Genomic DNA, 16,276 nt, shown 5'->3' on the forward strand with positions numbered 1-16,276 from the left:
CAAAACAAGTATGTATCTATTGCTTTCACAAAAGGACCTCAAATTCCACTGTAAAATGGAGCCTGAGATCCTTTTTTTCGAAGAAATTCAACATTAACTAGGACTCCAAAGAATCAAATTGGCTTTTAGGACAGCCACTTGTCGTTGCGTTATTCTTCCCGTTCGTATTATGAGGTCCCAGAAATAGCTTAATAAATGAGAAGGTCACTGTAGCATCTGCTCATGTTAATGTATTATTTTCGACTATCGTATCCCGTCATGATGGGGAACGATAGTGCAATGACAACAGATTGTCAATAATTCGGCACTGGATTAGTACCAAGTTCTATCGTTTATGGTGATATGTTCTCGTGGTCTGACACCAGTTCACAAAATAATCCTTCCTTCTCATGCTGTTCTTCTATGTTGTTTAGCTTCCCATACAGCAGCTCGTCCCATTCCACGAGCTGTGCATGATACGTTTTCTTTACTACGTTCACCGTTAGTTCTGACTAACGCGGTACCAATATTCATACTGCTGCACATAACCAATTTTGTCGTAAAGCCGATTGGCTGCCGCATTATTTTTTACAACGAGCAAATAACTCTCCTTCGCTCCGCGTCCTTTGCCCCATTGCAGCAAATGTAAAATAAGCTGTTCGCCGTACCCTTTATTCCGTTTGCCGGTATCGGTGACGATATCATAAAGGCCAACGAAGCCGTCTTCCAGCACTGCAAACCCGCAAGCGACCGGAATGCCGTTATCATGCAAAATCGCAAAGCACTGCTCAAGCGGCGATTGCTCAAGCATTTTTCGAGTGATATCCTTCTGTCCGTCCGTTAACCCGCTAAATACGCGTAATGCATCCAGCCAAGCCTCTGAAGGATACTGCTCTAGCCAGACATCTCCATTTGAGGGAGAGAGCACCTCAGATAAATGTACCGTTTTCACAACCGTTTGATCGATAAGCTCATAACCGCGTGCGGCTAATTCATCATCAAGTGAGGCAGGCTGGCTGAACGGGGTAATTTTGAATGCCGTCCGGATGCCCTCCTGCTCATACCTTTTCTCGCAGGCGCGGATTTTGGGATCCAGCTCCAGCGTATGGCCATAGATCGGATTTATACTATTTGATCGCTTCGTATACCCTTCCGCAAATCGCTGCAGCCAGCCGTCATATACGACCGTTTGCAGGGCAGGCCAGCCGTTCAAGCTCATTTCCTCGATTCGAAAATGCAGCAGGCGCTTAATCGGCTGGATATGATGCTGGTCATGCCATATAAAATCGTTCATATAATGCGACATTTGGAACGGATGCCCGTCAGCATCCACATATGACGCTTCATATTGCTCGTTCGTAAGTTCAGCTATCGCATCTATTATTTGCTTACGGCTCCGAACCGCTTGCTCCGTTAGCTCCGCAATCGAGGTTGCTTTCCCATATGCCTTCGCGCCTTCATTGAACTGATCATAATCGAGATGCTTAACCGTGAGCGGCACCCCCTCGGCTGCCCTCGCAATTGCATCCTTGTAGAAATAATCATCCCATCGCAAAATATGCGCCACAACCTCACGAACGGTCCATTTTCCGGGCTCCACGCTTTGATTCCATATCCGTTCCTCATACTTCGCCAAATCCGTTACAAACGTAATCCATTCTCCAAAGGCATGAAGCAGCTGTTCTTTGTTTTTATCCATTTGCAAGTTCCCTCTTCCCCTAAAAAATGTAAACATTTCCATCTGATACTTTTATAGTACTGGATTCAACGTTTACAAGCGAGAACATTTTTTGTGTTCGCAGCAAAAAAACAGCCGCTCCATGAGCAGCCATTTGTACTACCTATCCTCATAGCATGCCGAATCTCTCAAGCTGTTCGTATTGGTTCGCCCGCTTTAGTACTTCAATTTGCATTGGTCCAAGCAGATCAAAATGCGGATACTCTGATCGCGCATGAATATAACGAGGGTTGAGACCATGATCGAGACACCAGCGCGACAGCTTCGCCATATCGGAGCAGCCAACCTTCGTTACTGTCCGCATGTTCGGAAATCGGGGATCCCGCCAGTAATGAGTAAGAAAAGCAATTTCTCCATGAGCTACAGCCGACTTCCACTGCTCCATCTCTTGCCTCTTTATGCCAAATGCCATAGTCGCCCTCCTTTATGGCTGAGCAATAATATTTTTGACGCGTCCAACTTGGCCGTCCGCCAGCCTTACTTTAATGCCATGCGGATGCTTCGGCGAATTGGTCAATATATCATTCACGACACCTCGTGTCAGCTTGCCTGTACGTTGATCTTGCTTCAATACGATATCGACCTCAAGCCCTGCTCTAATGGCGGAGCGCTCTGTTCCATTCATTCTCTAACCTGCCTCTGCTGCTAATAATGTTGGTTTATAGCATAGCATATGCAAAGTAAAGATGCACATTATAAGGACAGCTGTTATACTTAACATCAAACGATGTTTACGAAAAGAGGAAATGTATTAATGTCTAACGCATTTAACGCTTTGGGTATCATTCCCAAGCTAAGCGAATTGCTGCACCAAGATGGAATTACCGAGCCGACTCCGGTTCAAAAGCAAGCTATCCCTCTCCTACTTAATGGACAGGATGTCATTGCACAAGCACAAACGGGCACAGGCAAAACAATCGCGTTTGCTTTGCCTATTTTGCAACGAATTAATATAGAGAAAGAGCAAGTGCAGGCGCTTATCCTTACACCAACAAGGGAGCTTGCCATTCAAATAACGAGCGAGCTTAAAAAGCTTGTCCCTGCTGTTGGCGTTAGCGTGCTTGCTGCTTACGGCGGCCAAGACGTAGATGCTCAAATCCGCAAGCTGCAGCGTTCGCCTCATATCGTCGTTGCAACGCCGGGCCGTCTTATCGATCATATGAAGCGTGAGACCGTCAGCCTAGGCAAGCTGCAAATGCTAGTCCTTGATGAAGCGGACCAAATGCTTCACATGGGCTTCCTGCCAGATGTAGAAAGCATAATCTCGCAAACGCCGAAGGCTCGTCAAACGATGCTGTTCTCCGCTACGATGCCTGATGCTATTCGCAAATTGGCAGCTGATTATATGAAAACGCCAGCCGACATTCGCGTTCGCAGCACGAACGTCACGCTGGACAGCATTACCCAAATCGTATACGAAACGACTGATCGCAGCAAACAGCAAACGTTGGTGCATTTGCTTGAGCAGCATCAACCGTATTTGGCCGTTATTTTTTGCCGGACGAAGGTTCGCGCGAAAAAGTTGAACAAAGAGCTGCAAGAAATCGGGATTGAATCCGATGAATTGCATGGCGATCTGACGCAAGCGAAGCGCGAGCAGGTAATGAAGCGCTTCAGAGACGCGCGTCTTCAAGTGCTCGTTGCGACTGACGTAGCTGCGCGCGGACTTGATGTTGAAGGCGTAACGCATGTGTACAACTATGATGTTCCACAGGACGGCGAGCTGTATATTCACCGTATCGGCAGAACCGGACGCGCTGGCCAAGAAGGTGCTGCAATTACACTTGCAACGCCGTATGACAAAAACCATTTGCTGCTTATCGAGCAAAGCATTAACGCTAGACTTCCTCGCCGTGCAATTGACAGCGAAGGCGTAGAGACAGCTGTCCGTTCCCAGCCTGGCGATCGTCCTGAAAAAGGCCGCCGTCCTGCAGGTTCTGACAGCGGCAGAGGCGCCGCTCGCGGCGGCAAGCCTGCTGAAGGCGGACGTCGCGGCGGTCGCTCCGGTCAATCGGACCGCGGCGCTAAGCCAGGCGGTCGCAGAGGCCAGCGCGAGACGGTTCGTCCCACAGCAGGCAAACGTACCGGAAGAACAGCGGAAGTTCGCGGTGAAGCTGTGGAAACAGCTGGCGAAACATCCGGCTGGGCAGCTCGCCGCGGCGAGCGGTTCGATAACGGCAGCGCACCACGTGGCGGCGAACGCACGAGCAATCGCGGCAGCGCGCCTCGCGGCGGCGAACGCTCCAGCAATCGCGACACAGCAGCTCGCGGCGGCGCAGGCCGCAGCGGCTTTGGAAGCCCGCGCGGAGCTGAGCATGTTGCAGGCCGTGCTGCTTCTTCGGTAGAGAGCCCATGGGAAGCAACGCGCAAGGATGCTAAAGCAAGCAACGAGCGCGGCGCCGTACGCGGCAAAGCACAAGCTGGCGGCCGTGGCGGTCAGCGCGGCAATTCTTCCGCAGGCGGTCGCAGCAGTTCACCGGCAGGCGGACGCGGCGGAAGCTCGCGTGGCGGAAGCTCTTCAAACAAACCGCGCGGCGGCGGTCGCAGTCGCTAAACCATAAGAAAAGCAGTCTCCGGGATGTAAATTCACCAGAGACTGCTCTTTTTTTACGATTTCACAGCAGGAGCCAGGCTTCTTACACGCTCCAGATAGGCTGTCATATTTTTATCTTCGTTATGAGGATAGCTGTAGGAAAATGCTTCTGCAATTTCCTTGGATAACGTTCTAAACAAGTCGCAGGCTGCAAATATGGAATCCCACATATGTTCATAGCTGCTATCCGAATACGTTGCTTTATACAACTCCCAGTACGGCCCCGGAAGATCATTTTTAAAATACTTCCCCATCTTTCCCGTAGAAATGCTAAAATCATATTTCATGCCGATCCACCAGGAAACGACCTCGTCCAATGATTTTTTGGATGGCTCAAACATCTGCTTCGCATAAGGCAATTCATCTCGCCATATTCCTTTGGCAACGTTTTGCAGACACCACCAAAACTCATTGTTGATGCCTATGTACGCTGCTTCTGTTGGTCTCTTAACATGGTAGTCGATATCTGAGGGCGCTGGAATAGACGGCAGGCAGTTGTCCTTATCCAATAGCGGCACCGTGAGCTTATCCTTTACATAACCCTCAAGCATAGATTCTTTCGTTTCAATGTGAAGGTCGATCCGATTTCCGTCTTTAAACAGCATCAAATAGGTATAGGAACGATCAAAATCCATCTTCATTCCAAGGCTCTCATCAATTTTATCAGGCTCTTGAATGATGATTAGCTCCCCAAAAACCTTTATCCACGACTCGTCTTTAACAAAAGAAGACGTCTCCGTGACCACGTAAACGATATCATAATCCTGAAATATATCTTTGGGAACATTCGGATTCGTCCTCGAACCGTTCATGTATGCGGCGCGGATACGTTCGTCTTTTTGCGCCACCTCCAAAATCAAATCAAACATTTCCTTTTCACTTCTCATTCGTGTTCACCCCCATCATTATCACAATTCGTTTAAGCAAAAGAAAATACCTGCCTGTCGCCGTTTTTAAATCTGAAAAGATATTTTCCGATCACCCTTTCCTTCAAACCGCGGAATCGCCTTTAATACACCGTCCGTAGTCCATTCAGCGAGCGCCACTGACCGAACCTCCGGGTAACCGAGTTTCTCCAACTCCTGAAGCAGCCACTTCTCGTCACGCTTAATGGCGGCAAGCCCCTCATGTTGTGGAACCCCGTCCTCAACCAGAATGTGCGGCAGATTTGGCGGATTCGACTGGAGATTAAGATCGCCGCGCTGCACGGTATCAAACGCCGATTTTTTCAAAATGCTGAGTGCTCCATTCGTTTCGTAAACTGCGTAAGCTACATCGCTAAGAGAGAAAACATCACGCTGCCTCAGCATCATTCGCAGCTCGTCAAATGCCATATTATTGCGGCGCAGCGCTTCCATATCGATTTGTCCATTTACAATCAGCAGCTCTGGTTTACCTTCGAGCTGTCTGCGCAGCGGCTTGCCGAACTCCATGATTTTCTCGAAAAAATAAGATAGTCCAGCCCAAAGCGCCAGCGCGAATATAAGCATCCACACAGATACGTTCTCGTCGTAAATCGTATTGCCGACAATTTCGCCCATTATCATCGAGGATACGAAATCAAAGGGAGAAAGCTGGGCGATTTCCCTTTTGCCAAGCAGTCGCGTCAAACACCATAGTCCGGCAAACGCAACAATCAGCTTTATCAGTATGGGCAAATAGTTTTCCATTGCGGCTGCCTCCTCTAAACGTTTATCATTCATTACCCCCATTTAGAGAAAAATAACTTTGTTTTGAGCGGAAAATAAAACAAATCGGCAGCCTCGGACAAAAAAGCCCAAGACTGCCGCTTCTATTCGTTCATCATCATTTTTCGAAAACTTAACGGTTTCTATTGTTCAATACCTTTAAGTATTTTCGCTGGGTTTCCGCCTACTACAACGTTATCCGGTACATCCTTCGTAACGACTGCACCGGAGGCGACCACGACATTGTTGCCTATTTTAACGCCAGGATTAATGACGGCTCTCCCGCCTATCCAGACATTATGGCCAATCGTTACCGGCTTGCCGTATTCAGCGCCCGATATTCTCTCTTTTGCATTCAACGGATGGGTTGCCGTATAAATGTGCACCCCTGGCGCTAGGAAGCCATTATCGCCAATATGAATTTCACAAACATCCAGTAAAACACAATCAAAATTAGCGTAAAAATTTTCGCCGACATGAATGTTGTAGCCATAATCACAACGGAACGTTGGTTCAACGTATAGATTTTTTCCGGTTGAGCCAAACAGTTCCTTGAGCAGTTCTGTTCTTTGGTTATCTTCCGTTTCAAGCGTTTGATTGAACAGTCGAGTCAACCTTCGAGCATTCAGCCTCTCATTCATTAATACCGCGTCGCTCGCCAGATAAAGCTCGCCAGCCAGCATTTTCTCTTTTTCGGTCTTCATGCAAAAACAGCTCCTATTTATTGAATTCCTTTATTCCGAAAGAAGCAAGATGCAGCTTATGCTTAATGAACCGTAAAGCCCGATGTTTTCTCTTTTAAAATACCCTTTCTTTTCAAGAAGGCATTCAGCCTCTCTGAGAACAAAAGCATAACTACAGCAGACATGACGATAAATGTGGGGAAAATGCCGATTGTTAAATAGGAAGCAAGGAAACCAAGTATCGGAGGCATAAACGTGCTTCCCGTGTAGGCTACAGCCATCTGATACCCCATTATCGTCTGGGAGTGCGTTTTCCCGAATCGTACCGGCGTTTCATGCAGCATGCATGGATAAATCGGCGCCAGCCCTAATCCGACGATCATAAAGCCTGCAAGCGAGAAAACAGACGGCAATGGCAAGAACATTAGCGCTGATCCGACCAGAGCCGTAATTTGCCCAGCACGAATGAGAATACGGTTGTTTACTTTGAAAGTAATAAAGCCGGTAATCAGCCTGCCTATCGTAATGCCCGCGTAAAATAGCGATACCCATTGCGCGGCTGTCGCTGCGGGCAAATCCTTCACATTGACAAGGAAGCTGCTCCCCCATAGGCCCATCGTTGATTCGACGCCGCAATAAAACAAAAATGATACGAGAGCCAGCTTAACTCCCTTAATTTGCAAAGGTTTTACTTTTTCGGAATGCAGCTCCTCTTCACCCTCATGCAAATCTGCAGCTTCACTTGAATTAACGCTGCTCCCTTTTGAAACCCGTTTCCATAAAGGCAGCGTGATGAACAGGATAACAACTAGAGCAAACTGAATATATGCAACTGTAAGGTAACCGTCTCTCCATTCGTTTTGACCTGAAATAAACTGAGCCATAATGACAGGCCCGAATGTAGCCCCCACACCCCAGAAGCAATGCAGCCAGCTCATATGATGCGCTTTGTAGTTGGCAGCGACGTAATTGTTTAATCCCGCATCCACCGAGCCTCCGCCAAGACCAAGCGGAATGGCGCATATCATTAACCATACAAGCGATGGGGAGAGGGCAAAACCAAGCAAAGCACCGGCTGTCATGATACAGCTGACAAGTGCCACTTTGCCCGTTCCGAAGCGCTTAAGCACCGTCCCGCTTGCCAGACTGGACACGATCGTACCGGCCGCAATGATCATAAACAGGACGCCGGCAGTCTCAAGCGGCACTTCAAAGTCCAGCTGCATGACAGGCCATGCCGTTCCGAGCAATGAATCAGGCAATCCAAGGCTTATAAAAGCCAAATAAATAATAAATAAAAAGAATGTAGCCATGCGTTTCACCTGTTCCCTTGTTTCATTTTTATATTTTAGTTCCTGAGATCATAAGATCCAGCCCAAGATGCTGCAAGCCATACAAATAATCTTGTTTCCAATCGCTTGCCGTAAGCTCGGGAAGATGTTCTTCCGGGATATAGACTGCGCTCTTTACCGCTATTTGGTTAATCATGGATTGGTTCACCTCGTCATTCGAAAAAACAATCGTGTGCGGGTTGAGGATCGCTGTAAACGATGCGACCAACCTGCTGATGGCATCGATCCTTTCCTCCTCGCGAAGCTTTGCTGCTGCTATTTCGCTTTCTCCGTTTAAAGCCTGCAAAAAATTTCTGTCATCATACTGAGGGACGAAGGACACTTCCCCTGAGAAAAACGAGCTTCCCCGTACCACATCGCCATTTACGATAATGCCCGCACCAGGGCCATTTTGCCCCAGATACAAATAGACCAAAGATGACTTCTCTCTTTTCCGCCTATTGTCGTGATAGCCAAGGACAGCAGCATTCATATCGTTTTCTACTACGACGGGAATAGATAATTGCTCTTCGAAGTATCCCTTCAAATCAAAGTCATGGTACTTCTCGTAGCTGGGAATATAAATAATCCGACCATTATTGACCGATCCCGGTACGCCTATAGCCGCCGACTTGATCTTCGGATACTTCAAAATAAGGTCTTCAATATGCTTCGTTAAGCTTAAAATGTCGTCCTTAAGCACGCTTGCAGCCGTGCCTTGCTCCTTCACTTCGCCTAAACAATTAAAGATCGTATAGTTCGTTTCCGTTTTCTCTAAAAAGATAGCCAGCCCCAGCATGTATTCCGGATTATAGGCATAGCGCTGCGCTCTTCTTCCGCCGCTGGAATCATCAAGACCAACTAAGATCAGCTCCCCGTCCTGTTCCATTTGCGACAGGAACTTGCTAATAGTGGGGAAGCTTATTCCTAACTTGTGGCTCAATTCCACTTTCGTAGCACTGCCAAGCGCCAGTAGGGATGCGCGTATGCCCCGAAAAATAGCTCTTTTCATCTCATTGGGAGCTGCTGGAAAATCATTCACCATGAACACCACCTTAAATTGCGATACTTATTAAATACATTTAATAAGTCAAATCGATAATACCAGAACTTTTCAGCAATGAAAAGACTTTTATTATTTTAATCAACCAGGGCTCATGTATGAACTGATGTAATCGGCATGCAGCGATAGCGAAGCTCATGGTAGCGGGCGTCCGCTCCCTTGCGGTGATTTTATTCTCGAGGGGAAGATCCGCAAGGGCTGCTTGCTGCGCTCAGCGGCTTCCTATAAGCTTGAGGGTTGTGGGCATCTATACGTTTCCATACATCAAAAATTAAAGGCTATCCGGCAAGCCATGTAGATACATATTCATACCATCCGCATGTCCTTTGAGCGCATCCATCGTTTTAGCGTTAGGCAGCTTGTATATTTGCAAATAATCGGCTTCATCGTATTCTGGCCGCACAACAAAAGCCAGCTTTTCTTCGGTTAAAGAAAATGCCGCATGAACACCAGCCTTATTTCCCCGCGCATCAAGACGGATCCATCTTCCTAAACTTGTGAAGTAGACGGCATTTAAAGCATGGATGCAGTACCCTGTATCCGGCGTATCGCCTAATGTAAGTTTTTGATAGCAAAAACCTGTTGGAATTCCTTTGCTTCTTAATAAGGCACACAATAAATTAGATTTCGCGTAACAAATGCCTTCTTTATAAAAAAGCACATCCGATGCCCTGCATGTTATTCTCGAGCTTTGAATATCCCAGTAATGAGAGATCTCATCACGAACGAATGTATAGGCATTTTCCACAAAATCGTTCTCGTTAATGGATGCCATAAATAATTCCGATGCTTTTTCGCTTATTGACTGGTAACTATAATTGATATCTTCTGTTTCTATTAAATAATCTTCTAATTTATCCGAATCACATTTCAAAATCATATGTAATCCCCCTAGCTATGAACTGCCTGTCGGTATTATTATGCATTATAATGAATAGTTATACAATATGATTATTTTATTAATCGTTTAAAAAAACGAACAGGCTGCCAGTTGGCAGCCTGTTGTCGATTATATTGAGTATATGCGTTAATTTTTAACCGCAGCGATCATGAGAAAGATAGGGCGACGGAATTCATCCTGCATATCAGGATTGTTTTCCTTCATTTCCTGCGACGGTTTAGGCTCGGACAGCTTCGTAATGCTGAAGCCAGTCTCAATTAGCGCATTTAGATGCGTAGCGACGGTACGGTGGTACTTCACGACATCATTTTCCAAAAATCTAGCCTGCCGCGATCCTTCATAATGGTAGTCATCGACTGGCCAATGCAATCTCTCGCCTTTCTGGCCATAATGCCAGTCTTGTGCTGCAACCGCGGTGAATACCGGATGCTCGACGGATAGCACAAACGCGCCGCCTGGGACAAGGCAGTGATGAACTTTTTGACAAACGGTAATGAAGTCCTCCACATAATGGAGCGCAAGAGAGCTTATGACTACGTCAAACTCCTCGGCTTTAAAGTCGATATCTTCAATTGCGAAGCGGCGGTATTCAATCTGCGATTCGTTGGTCATTTCTCTGGCGCGCTCCAGCATATTTTCAGAGAGGTCTACGCCTACCACGGAATGGGCATGCTGTTCGCGCGCGTATCTGCAATGCCAGCCAAAGCCGCAGCCCAGATCAAGCACTTTTTTATTGCGAAGTTCGGGAAGCATTGCGCGAAACGATTCCCATTCACCAGCAGCATTTAACCCTCCGATCGAGCGTGGCATTTGGCTGTAATTTTCAAAAAAGCCTGAATCATCGTATTTATTCTGTTTCATAATTTCGGCTTGTCTCCTTGCTTTTGGAATTAATGCGAAAGGAATTCTTTACCTTATCATTAAACCATAAAAAAATTCCATTTCAAATTCAACTATAATTGAACTTTACTTGTTTGGCTCGGTCAATTACAAGCCTTAAAGGAAGTTCAAACATGAATCTCGAATATTAAAAGTATGAAGGAACAAGGATGATGGATGGTGAGAAAATGAAAGCACTCCTAGTTATTGATGTGCAAAACGGTATTGTTAATTTAGGCGATTTCAAAACGGAACTGGCATTGATGGAAAGTGTGATTAAGGATTTCAGAACCGGCAGCCTTCCTGTTATTTTTGTAAGACATTTTGATGATTCGGAAGAAAGCCCGCTCTATAAGGGTTCTGTTGGTTCTGAGCTGCACGGTTCTTTAAAGGACTATGCCGACTATGTGATTGAGAAGCAAACACCAAGCTCATTCTTCAAAACTAACCTCGCGGATACGTTAGATCATTTAGGTGTAACTCATCTTTTTATCATTGGATTTGAGACTGAATTTTGCTGTATGTTTACGGCGGTTTCTGCATTTGACCGAGGCTACAAAGTGACATTAATTAAGAATGCAACTGGAACAGGCAATACGGATGAATCTTACGGCATGCCAGGATTAGACATTCGACGTTTTGTCGGAACGGTTCTCCAATGGTCGAGCGTTATTGAAGTTTTGGATTACGAAAAATATGCTGATAAATATTTTGCTGAGAATATGATGTGAGGAAGGACCCATTTGGAGGGAGCACGCTTGAGTTGCAGGCGTACTCCCTTCTATTTTCGCTTATAAAGCTTGTAATACTGATAGGCCTCGTCTTCGATTTCTATCGTATCTATCAATTCAAATCCGCATTTTTGAATGACTTTATTCGAGGGGGTGTTACGGATCAGAGCTACAGCGCTAAGCTCCTCTACATTCGTTTGCGAGAACAAATAATCGATCATCCCTTGAGCAGCTTGGGTCGTATACCCTTTGTTGCGATGATTTTTCGATATGGCATACATGATCTCTCTGTTTGGCGGCGGCAATTGTTCTTTTATGCCCGTACAGCACCACCCGATAAACTCACCTGTCTCCTTTGAAATGATGCCAAGACGTAATCGGAGCTGTCCAATATCGCCGCCTTCTTCTGCCACAGCTTTTAAAAACTGTTTGTTTTCGACGGTTTCGTAATGGATTAACCAATCTTGCCTTTGTTCCTTCGGAACATCCCAGCCTGGCAAAAATTCAATGATTTCCGATTGCTGGGTAAGCGCGTAAAACTCATCCAAATCCTCTATTCGATATTCCCGCAAAATAACATCCTTACACTCTATCGTGAAAGGGTCATTCGTCGACTCACGCTGCATAGCTGAATTTATATGCATAACTATTTCCCTTCCTATCGGCTTCTTGCGCCATCCCTACTTGCCGGAGTGATGTTTTCTCCTTTACTACCGCTCGAATAAAACAATAGTAGCACATTCCTTTGGCTTTTTTTGGGAGAAAACAGCTATAGTCATCGGTATCTATCCCTATCTCCATTGTACATTCATAAGCCTATATTACTTTCAAGTAACTATATCACTCCAAAGTGCGTACTTTTTTTTCAACCTGACAAGGCGCACAATGTTGTTAAAGCCACTACAAATGAGGAGTGAATTACTTATGAATAACAAAGGAGCAGCAGCTCAAAAAACGGCGCTAGTCATTGGAGCAGGCGGCGTTATCGGAAGAAATCTGATCGAATATTTGGAGCTTCTGCCGGAATGGGAAATAATCGGCGTGTCAAGACGGGGCGGGGATTCCAGCGGCCGTACACGCTATGTCTCCGTTGATCTGCTTAATGAAGGGGATACACACGAGAAACTAGGCAAGCTGTCGGAAGTTACCCATATCTTCTACGCTGCTTATCAAGATCGCCCTACTTGGGCAGAACTGGTCGCACCGAACCTCGCCATGCTAGTCAATGTCGTCAATGCGGTAGAACCTCACGCTGCAAACCTGCAGCATATTAGTCTCATGCAGGGCTACAAGGTGTATGGCGCGCACCTAGGTCCCTTTAAGACGCCTGCCCGGGAAACAGATGCTTACCATATGCCGCCGGAGTTTAATATCGATCAGCAGCAGTTCCTCGAACGAAGGCAGCCGGGAAGCAGCTGGACTTGGTCGGCGCTACGGCCTTCCGTCGTATCCGGGTTTGCCCTCGGCAATCCGATGAATCTGGCCATGGTGATCGCCGTATATGCTTCCATTTCGAAAGAGCTTGGACTCCCTCTCCGTTTTCCCGGCAAGCCCGGAGCCTACAACAGTCTGCTGGAAATGACGGATGCAGCCTTGCTCGCAAAAGCTACCGTCTGGGCGGCGACTGACGAGCGCTGCGCGAATCAAGCGTTCAACATCACAAACGGCGATCTGTTCCGGTGGAACGAGCTTTGGCCAAAAATAGCCGCGAGCTTCGGGCTTGAGACGGCGCCCCCGCTGCAAATGTCCTTGGAGGAGGTTATGGCAGACAAGGAGGAGCTATGGAGCTCCATGGTGGAGAAGCATGGCTTGGCGAATAACGCCTATAAGGACGTTTCCTCATGGAGATTCGGGGATTTTGTATTTTCGTGGGATTACGACTTCTTTGCCGACGGCTCGAAGGCGCGCCGGTTCGGCTTCCACGAATTTGTTGATACAGAAGCGATGTTTATGGACATTTTTAAAGAACTGAGGCAGCGCAAGGTCATTCCTTGATCCGGTTACCTACCGTCCACCCTTGCTGATTGCAAAAAAACCGGTCACTGACATGCAGCGACCGGTTTTATTTTCACGCTAATCCGTTCCATCCGTTTGCGGTGCTACCGCCAAAATTTTAACCTTACCGCCATATACCAGCTCGGCATGCCTGTCTCCCCATCTGCATAGCAGATGAAGAATGTCTTTCAAGCTCCAGCCGTACTCCGTTAACTCGTATTCGACCTTTGGCGGCACCTGGTTATACGAAATGCGAGTAACGATGCCATCCTCCTCCAGCTCACGAAGCTGTTGTGTAAGCACTTTTTGGGTTACCGCAGGCATTAAGCTCATCAACTCTCCGTTGCGTTTCTTCCCGAGGGTTAGATGGAACAAAATAACCTGCTTCCACTTGCCGCCGATCACCTCGAGCGTTACTTCCACCGCCGTATTGTACGTCTTCTCCGGTTCCAGCACTGGGCTTACTTCCCTCCTTGCCAAATACGGCGCAGCCTATTTGTCGTTATCCTGATACCAGGGATTTAAATGAATCAGCACCTCTTCGACAAGCGGGTTTTGTTCCATAATCGTCTGTTTTATTTTTCTGCTAATGTCATGGCCGTCTTGGACGCTTAGCTCAGCGGGAATGCCTACCCTCACATCAACAATCATGTAATGGCCATGCTCCCTGGCGCGTATGCGGTCAATCCTTTTCACTTCCGGTATCGAGCGGACCAGCTGCGTAATTTCCTCCATGCGGTCCTCATCGATATTTTTCTCCATTAGAACATCAATGGAGGTGCGTCCCATGTGGATCGCCAGCTTTAGAACAAAATAAGCCACGATAATTCCCGCGATAGGGTCGCCGTATTTCAGAATATGGATGTTAAAATGATCACCGATCATGGCAAGGGCGATACCAACTACAGCTGCCAGCGACGCATATACATCAGCCAAGTGGTCATAAGCGGTGGCGATCAAGCCGCTGCTATTGATTTTTTTGCCGATACGCATGGTGTACACATAAAGCCACTGTTTCCATACCAGCGAGATAGCTGCCGCAATCAGTACAAGCAGCGTAGCTTGGTGAGCCGGCTCCATCAGCGCCATAATCGAATGATAACCCATATAGACAGCTGCAAGGATCAAAATAACGGCGACGATGCCGGCACCGATTACCTCCGCCTTCCCGTGTCCGTAAGGATGATCCTTATCTGGCGGCCTTTTCGAAATCATCATCGATATTAAAGCAGCCGTGGTCGCAAAAACGTCCCCAGCATTATGTACGCCATCCGCGATAAGCACCTGACTGCTGAATAGAAAACCAATAATAAGTTTCATGGCGGTTAAAAGAATATTGCTGATTAAACTAGTCCAAATTGCAAAAGCTGATTGGTTACTTGTTGATTCCATTGAGCGGTCCATCCTCCAGCACAGTTTGAATGCGATGATTTATGAGTTCGATTAGCACATGCTGGAGCTTTCTAAGTTTTCTGTCATCAAGTCCACAAAGATTCCGATCCACGTACGTTTCCCTATATATCGCCTATACCTTTAAAGGTACCGTGTCATTATACAAAACGAAAATCGTGTGGGTCTAGAGAAACAGTCTTGCCTTATGTAAGAAATCTTACTGCAAGCCAAGAGAGTTTGGGCGAACTAATTATGTTGCATCTGCGCAAAACGGTATAGGCATCCGCCTAAATGTGGTTAAACCAAGACAAATGTCCAATCGTTTGGACGTATTTTTCATACAATACCATAACCGAACGACGAGACATTCAACTATACAGGATCGGTCCAAGTTCGGAAATTTCTATCTAGGGGGAATTAGCATGTCCGGTGTACACGGAGGTTTTACGTCTTTAGGCGTAATTTTGGTCTTGTTCATTCTTCTCGTAATCATTACTCGATCTGTTATTTTCTAACTAACAACTACCCGCCCATAGTAAAAACCGCCAGAACTGTGAACGGGACTGACCCCATAACGTGAGACAAATCAAAACACCTTCAAGAAAATGCAACCATGTCGTAAGATATGGAGACAACCTTGGAGGTGTTACGGTAAAGGACCTGAGTTTACCTCGGAACTGGAGCAAATAAAGGCAGCGTACAACGAATCATGCAATGTGAGCAGCTTCAATGTCGAGTCAGAGTAAAGAAACGAAAGCATACAGGGCAGCCTGCTTATGTAGCTGAGTACCTGTTAAAGCGGCAATTTCAAGCTGAAGCACCGATGCATAAACTCGTCACGGATATTACGTATTTACCATTCGGCGGAAAAATGATGTACCTATCGAGCATCCTCGATTTATATAACGGAGAGATCGTAGCTAGCCGTCTATCTGATACGCAAGATACGGACTTTGTCCTGGATACACATAATCAATTGCCAGCTGTGCCTGGTGCGATTCTCCATAGCGATCAGGGCAGCGTCTACACGTCCCATGGGTATCAGGAAGCTGTAAAAGGAAAAGGCATTACCATGTGCATGTCCCGCAAGGGAACGCCCGCTGATAATGCCCCCATTGAATCGTTTCATTCCACACTAAAGTCTGAAACGTTCTACCTCGAAGGGTTGACCCATACAACGACTGCAATCGTTGAACAGACCGTTCGAGACTACATCACTTACTATAACGCAATTCGTATTCAAACGAAACTAAAGAACCAGTCGCCGATTGATTACAGGCGACTGGCCGTTTAAACTTGAAAG

The 16,276-nt window shown here is 46.7% G+C and carries 16 protein-coding genes and 1 pseudogene; 4 read left to right on the forward strand and 13 right to left on the reverse strand.

The window, feature by feature from the left end:
• Positions 1-481: 481 nt before the first annotated feature.
• From ADU23_RS33020 to ADU23_RS28615, 3 genes are all read right to left on the reverse strand, one after another.
• Entirely contained in the window at positions 482-1,678 is a 1,197-nt protein-coding gene (locus ADU23_RS33020; protein WP_197286118.1) for a GNAT family N-acetyltransferase, read from the reverse strand.
• 148 nt (positions 1,679-1,826) lie between these two features.
• A complete protein-coding gene (locus tag ADU23_RS28610) occupies positions 1,827-2,129 on the reverse strand; it encodes a hypothetical protein (protein ID WP_053376873.1) in 303 nt (100 codons plus the stop codon).
• A gap of 12 nt (positions 2,130-2,141) precedes the next feature.
• Positions 2,142-2,342 (reverse strand): YwbE family protein, encoded by a 201-nt coding sequence (locus ADU23_RS28615; protein WP_053376874.1) that lies wholly within the window; start codon positions 2,340-2,342, stop codon positions 2,142-2,144.
• 129 nt (positions 2,343-2,471) lie between these two features.
• On the opposite strand from ADU23_RS28615, the gene ADU23_RS28620 reads away from it, so the two are divergent.
• Positions 2,472-4,271, forward strand: coding sequence for a DEAD/DEAH box helicase (locus ADU23_RS28620; protein ID WP_053376875.1), 1,800 nt, complete (start codon positions 2,472-2,474; stop codon positions 4,269-4,271).
• A gap of 53 nt (positions 4,272-4,324) precedes the next feature.
• Here ADU23_RS28620 and ADU23_RS28625 read toward each other — a convergent pair whose 3' ends face one another.
• From ADU23_RS28625 to ADU23_RS28655, 7 genes are all read right to left on the reverse strand, one after another.
• Positions 4,325-5,197 carry an aminoglycoside 6-adenylyltransferase gene (locus ADU23_RS28625; RefSeq protein WP_053376876.1) on the reverse strand — a complete coding sequence of 291 codons (873 nt, stop codon included), beginning with the start codon at positions 5,195-5,197 and terminating at the stop codon, positions 4,325-4,327.
• A gap of 66 nt (positions 5,198-5,263) precedes the next feature.
• Entirely contained in the window at positions 5,264-5,980 is a 717-nt protein-coding gene (locus ADU23_RS28630; RefSeq protein WP_053376877.1) for a DUF421 domain-containing protein, read from the reverse strand.
• Positions 5,981-6,141: 161 nt separating this feature from the next.
• Positions 6,142-6,702, reverse strand: coding sequence for a maltose acetyltransferase domain-containing protein (locus ADU23_RS28635; protein ID WP_053376878.1), 561 nt, complete (start codon positions 6,700-6,702; stop codon positions 6,142-6,144).
• A 62-nt stretch (positions 6,703-6,764) separates the two neighbouring features.
• Positions 6,765-7,994, reverse strand: coding sequence for an MFS transporter (locus tag ADU23_RS28640; protein ID WP_053376879.1), 1,230 nt, complete (start codon positions 7,992-7,994; stop codon positions 6,765-6,767).
• Positions 7,995-8,022: 28 nt separating this feature from the next.
• On the reverse strand, positions 8,023-9,057 hold the full coding sequence (locus tag ADU23_RS28645; protein ID WP_053376880.1) for an ROK family transcriptional regulator: 1,035 nt from the start codon (positions 9,055-9,057) through the stop codon (positions 8,023-8,025).
• Positions 9,058-9,346: 289 nt separating this feature from the next.
• On the reverse strand, positions 9,347-9,955 hold the full coding sequence (locus ADU23_RS28650; protein WP_053376881.1) for a transglutaminase-like domain-containing protein: 609 nt from the start codon (positions 9,953-9,955) through the stop codon (positions 9,347-9,349).
• Between the two features lie 147 nt (positions 9,956-10,102).
• Positions 10,103-10,837, reverse strand: a complete 735-nt coding sequence (locus ADU23_RS28655) for a class I SAM-dependent methyltransferase (protein ID WP_053376882.1) — start codon at positions 10,835-10,837, stop codon at positions 10,103-10,105.
• A gap of 206 nt (positions 10,838-11,043) precedes the next feature.
• Here ADU23_RS28655 and ADU23_RS28660 point away from each other — a divergent pair, with 206 nt between their 5' ends.
• On the forward strand, positions 11,044-11,586 hold the full coding sequence (locus tag ADU23_RS28660; protein WP_053377877.1) for an isochorismatase family protein: 543 nt from the start codon (positions 11,044-11,046) through the stop codon (positions 11,584-11,586).
• 50 nt (positions 11,587-11,636) lie between these two features.
• On the opposite strand, the gene ADU23_RS28665 is transcribed toward ADU23_RS28660, so the two are convergent.
• Positions 11,637-12,230 carry a GNAT family N-acetyltransferase gene (locus ADU23_RS28665; RefSeq protein ID WP_231637553.1) on the reverse strand — a complete coding sequence of 198 codons (594 nt, stop codon included), beginning with the start codon at positions 12,228-12,230 and terminating at the stop codon, positions 11,637-11,639.
• Between the two features lie 280 nt (positions 12,231-12,510).
• Here ADU23_RS28665 and ADU23_RS28670 point away from each other — a divergent pair, with 280 nt between their 5' ends.
• Positions 12,511-13,581: an SDR family oxidoreductase gene (locus ADU23_RS28670; RefSeq protein WP_053376883.1), complete on the forward strand. Its 1,071-nt coding sequence runs from the start codon at positions 12,511-12,513 to the stop codon at positions 13,579-13,581.
• Positions 13,582-13,659: 78 nt separating this feature from the next.
• On the opposite strand, the gene ADU23_RS28675 is transcribed toward ADU23_RS28670, so the two are convergent.
• Together ADU23_RS28675 and ADU23_RS28680 are read right to left on the reverse strand one after the other, a co-directional pair.
• Positions 13,660-14,037, reverse strand: coding sequence for a winged helix-turn-helix transcriptional regulator (locus ADU23_RS28675; RefSeq protein ID WP_053376884.1), 378 nt, complete (start codon positions 14,035-14,037; stop codon positions 13,660-13,662).
• Between the two features lie 36 nt (positions 14,038-14,073).
• On the reverse strand, positions 14,074-14,973 hold the full coding sequence (locus tag ADU23_RS28680) for a cation diffusion facilitator family transporter (protein ID WP_053376885.1): 900 nt from the start codon (positions 14,971-14,973) through the stop codon (positions 14,074-14,076).
• 685 nt (positions 14,974-15,658) lie between these two features.
• On the opposite strand from ADU23_RS28680, the pseudogene ADU23_RS28685 reads away from it, so the two are divergent.
• Positions 15,659-16,267, forward strand: a pseudogene (locus ADU23_RS28685) (IS3 family transposase); the annotation flags it as partial.
• Between the last annotated feature and the right edge of the window lie 9 nt (positions 16,268-16,276).

The organism is Paenibacillus sp. FJAT-27812, assembly GCF_001273905.1.
Taxonomy (GTDB): domain Bacteria; phylum Bacillota; class Bacilli; order Paenibacillales; family Paenibacillaceae; genus Pristimantibacillus.

What these genes read in the sequence shown, in the direction of transcription:
- ADU23_RS33020 (WP_197286118.1), bottom strand. Translation starts at nt 1,678, where the DNA reads ATGGATAAAAACAAAGAACAGCTGCTTCATGCCTTTGGAGAATGGATT.
- ADU23_RS28610 (WP_053376873.1), bottom strand. Translation starts at nt 2,129, where the DNA reads ATGGCATTTGGCATAAAGAGGCAAGAGATGGAGCAGTGGAAGTCGGCT.
- ADU23_RS28615 (WP_053376874.1), bottom strand. Translation starts at nt 2,342, where the DNA reads ATGAATGGAACAGAGCGCTCCGCCATTAGAGCAGGGCTTGAGGTCGAT.
- ADU23_RS28620 (WP_053376875.1), top strand. Translation starts at nt 2,472, where the DNA reads ATGTCTAACGCATTTAACGCTTTGGGTATCATTCCCAAGCTAAGCGAA.
- ADU23_RS28625 (WP_053376876.1), bottom strand. Translation starts at nt 5,197, where the DNA reads ATGAGAAGTGAAAAGGAAATGTTTGATTTGATTTTGGAGGTGGCGCAA.
- ADU23_RS28630 (WP_053376877.1), bottom strand. Translation starts at nt 5,980, where the DNA reads ATGGAAAACTATTTGCCCATACTGATAAAGCTGATTGTTGCGTTTGCC.
- ADU23_RS28635 (WP_053376878.1), bottom strand. Translation starts at nt 6,702, where the DNA reads ATGAAGACCGAAAAAGAGAAAATGCTGGCTGGCGAGCTTTATCTGGCG.
- ADU23_RS28640 (WP_053376879.1), bottom strand. Translation starts at nt 7,994, where the DNA reads ATGGCTACATTCTTTTTATTTATTATTTATTTGGCTTTTATAAGCCTT.
- ADU23_RS28645 (WP_053376880.1), bottom strand. Translation starts at nt 9,057, where the DNA reads ATGGTGAATGATTTTCCAGCAGCTCCCAATGAGATGAAAAGAGCTATT.
- ADU23_RS28650 (WP_053376881.1), bottom strand. Translation starts at nt 9,955, where the DNA reads ATGATTTTGAAATGTGATTCGGATAAATTAGAAGATTATTTAATAGAA.
- ADU23_RS28655 (WP_053376882.1), bottom strand. Translation starts at nt 10,837, where the DNA reads ATGAAACAGAATAAATACGATGATTCAGGCTTTTTTGAAAATTACAGC.
- ADU23_RS28660 (WP_053377877.1), top strand. Translation starts at nt 11,044, where the DNA reads ATGAAAGCACTCCTAGTTATTGATGTGCAAAACGGTATTGTTAATTTA.
- ADU23_RS28665 (WP_231637553.1), bottom strand. Translation starts at nt 12,230, where the DNA reads ATGCATATAAATTCAGCTATGCAGCGTGAGTCGACGAATGACCCTTTC.
- ADU23_RS28670 (WP_053376883.1), top strand. Translation starts at nt 12,511, where the DNA reads ATGAATAACAAAGGAGCAGCAGCTCAAAAAACGGCGCTAGTCATTGGA.
- ADU23_RS28680 (WP_053376885.1), bottom strand. Translation starts at nt 14,973, where the DNA reads ATGGAATCAACAAGTAACCAATCAGCTTTTGCAATTTGGACTAGTTTA.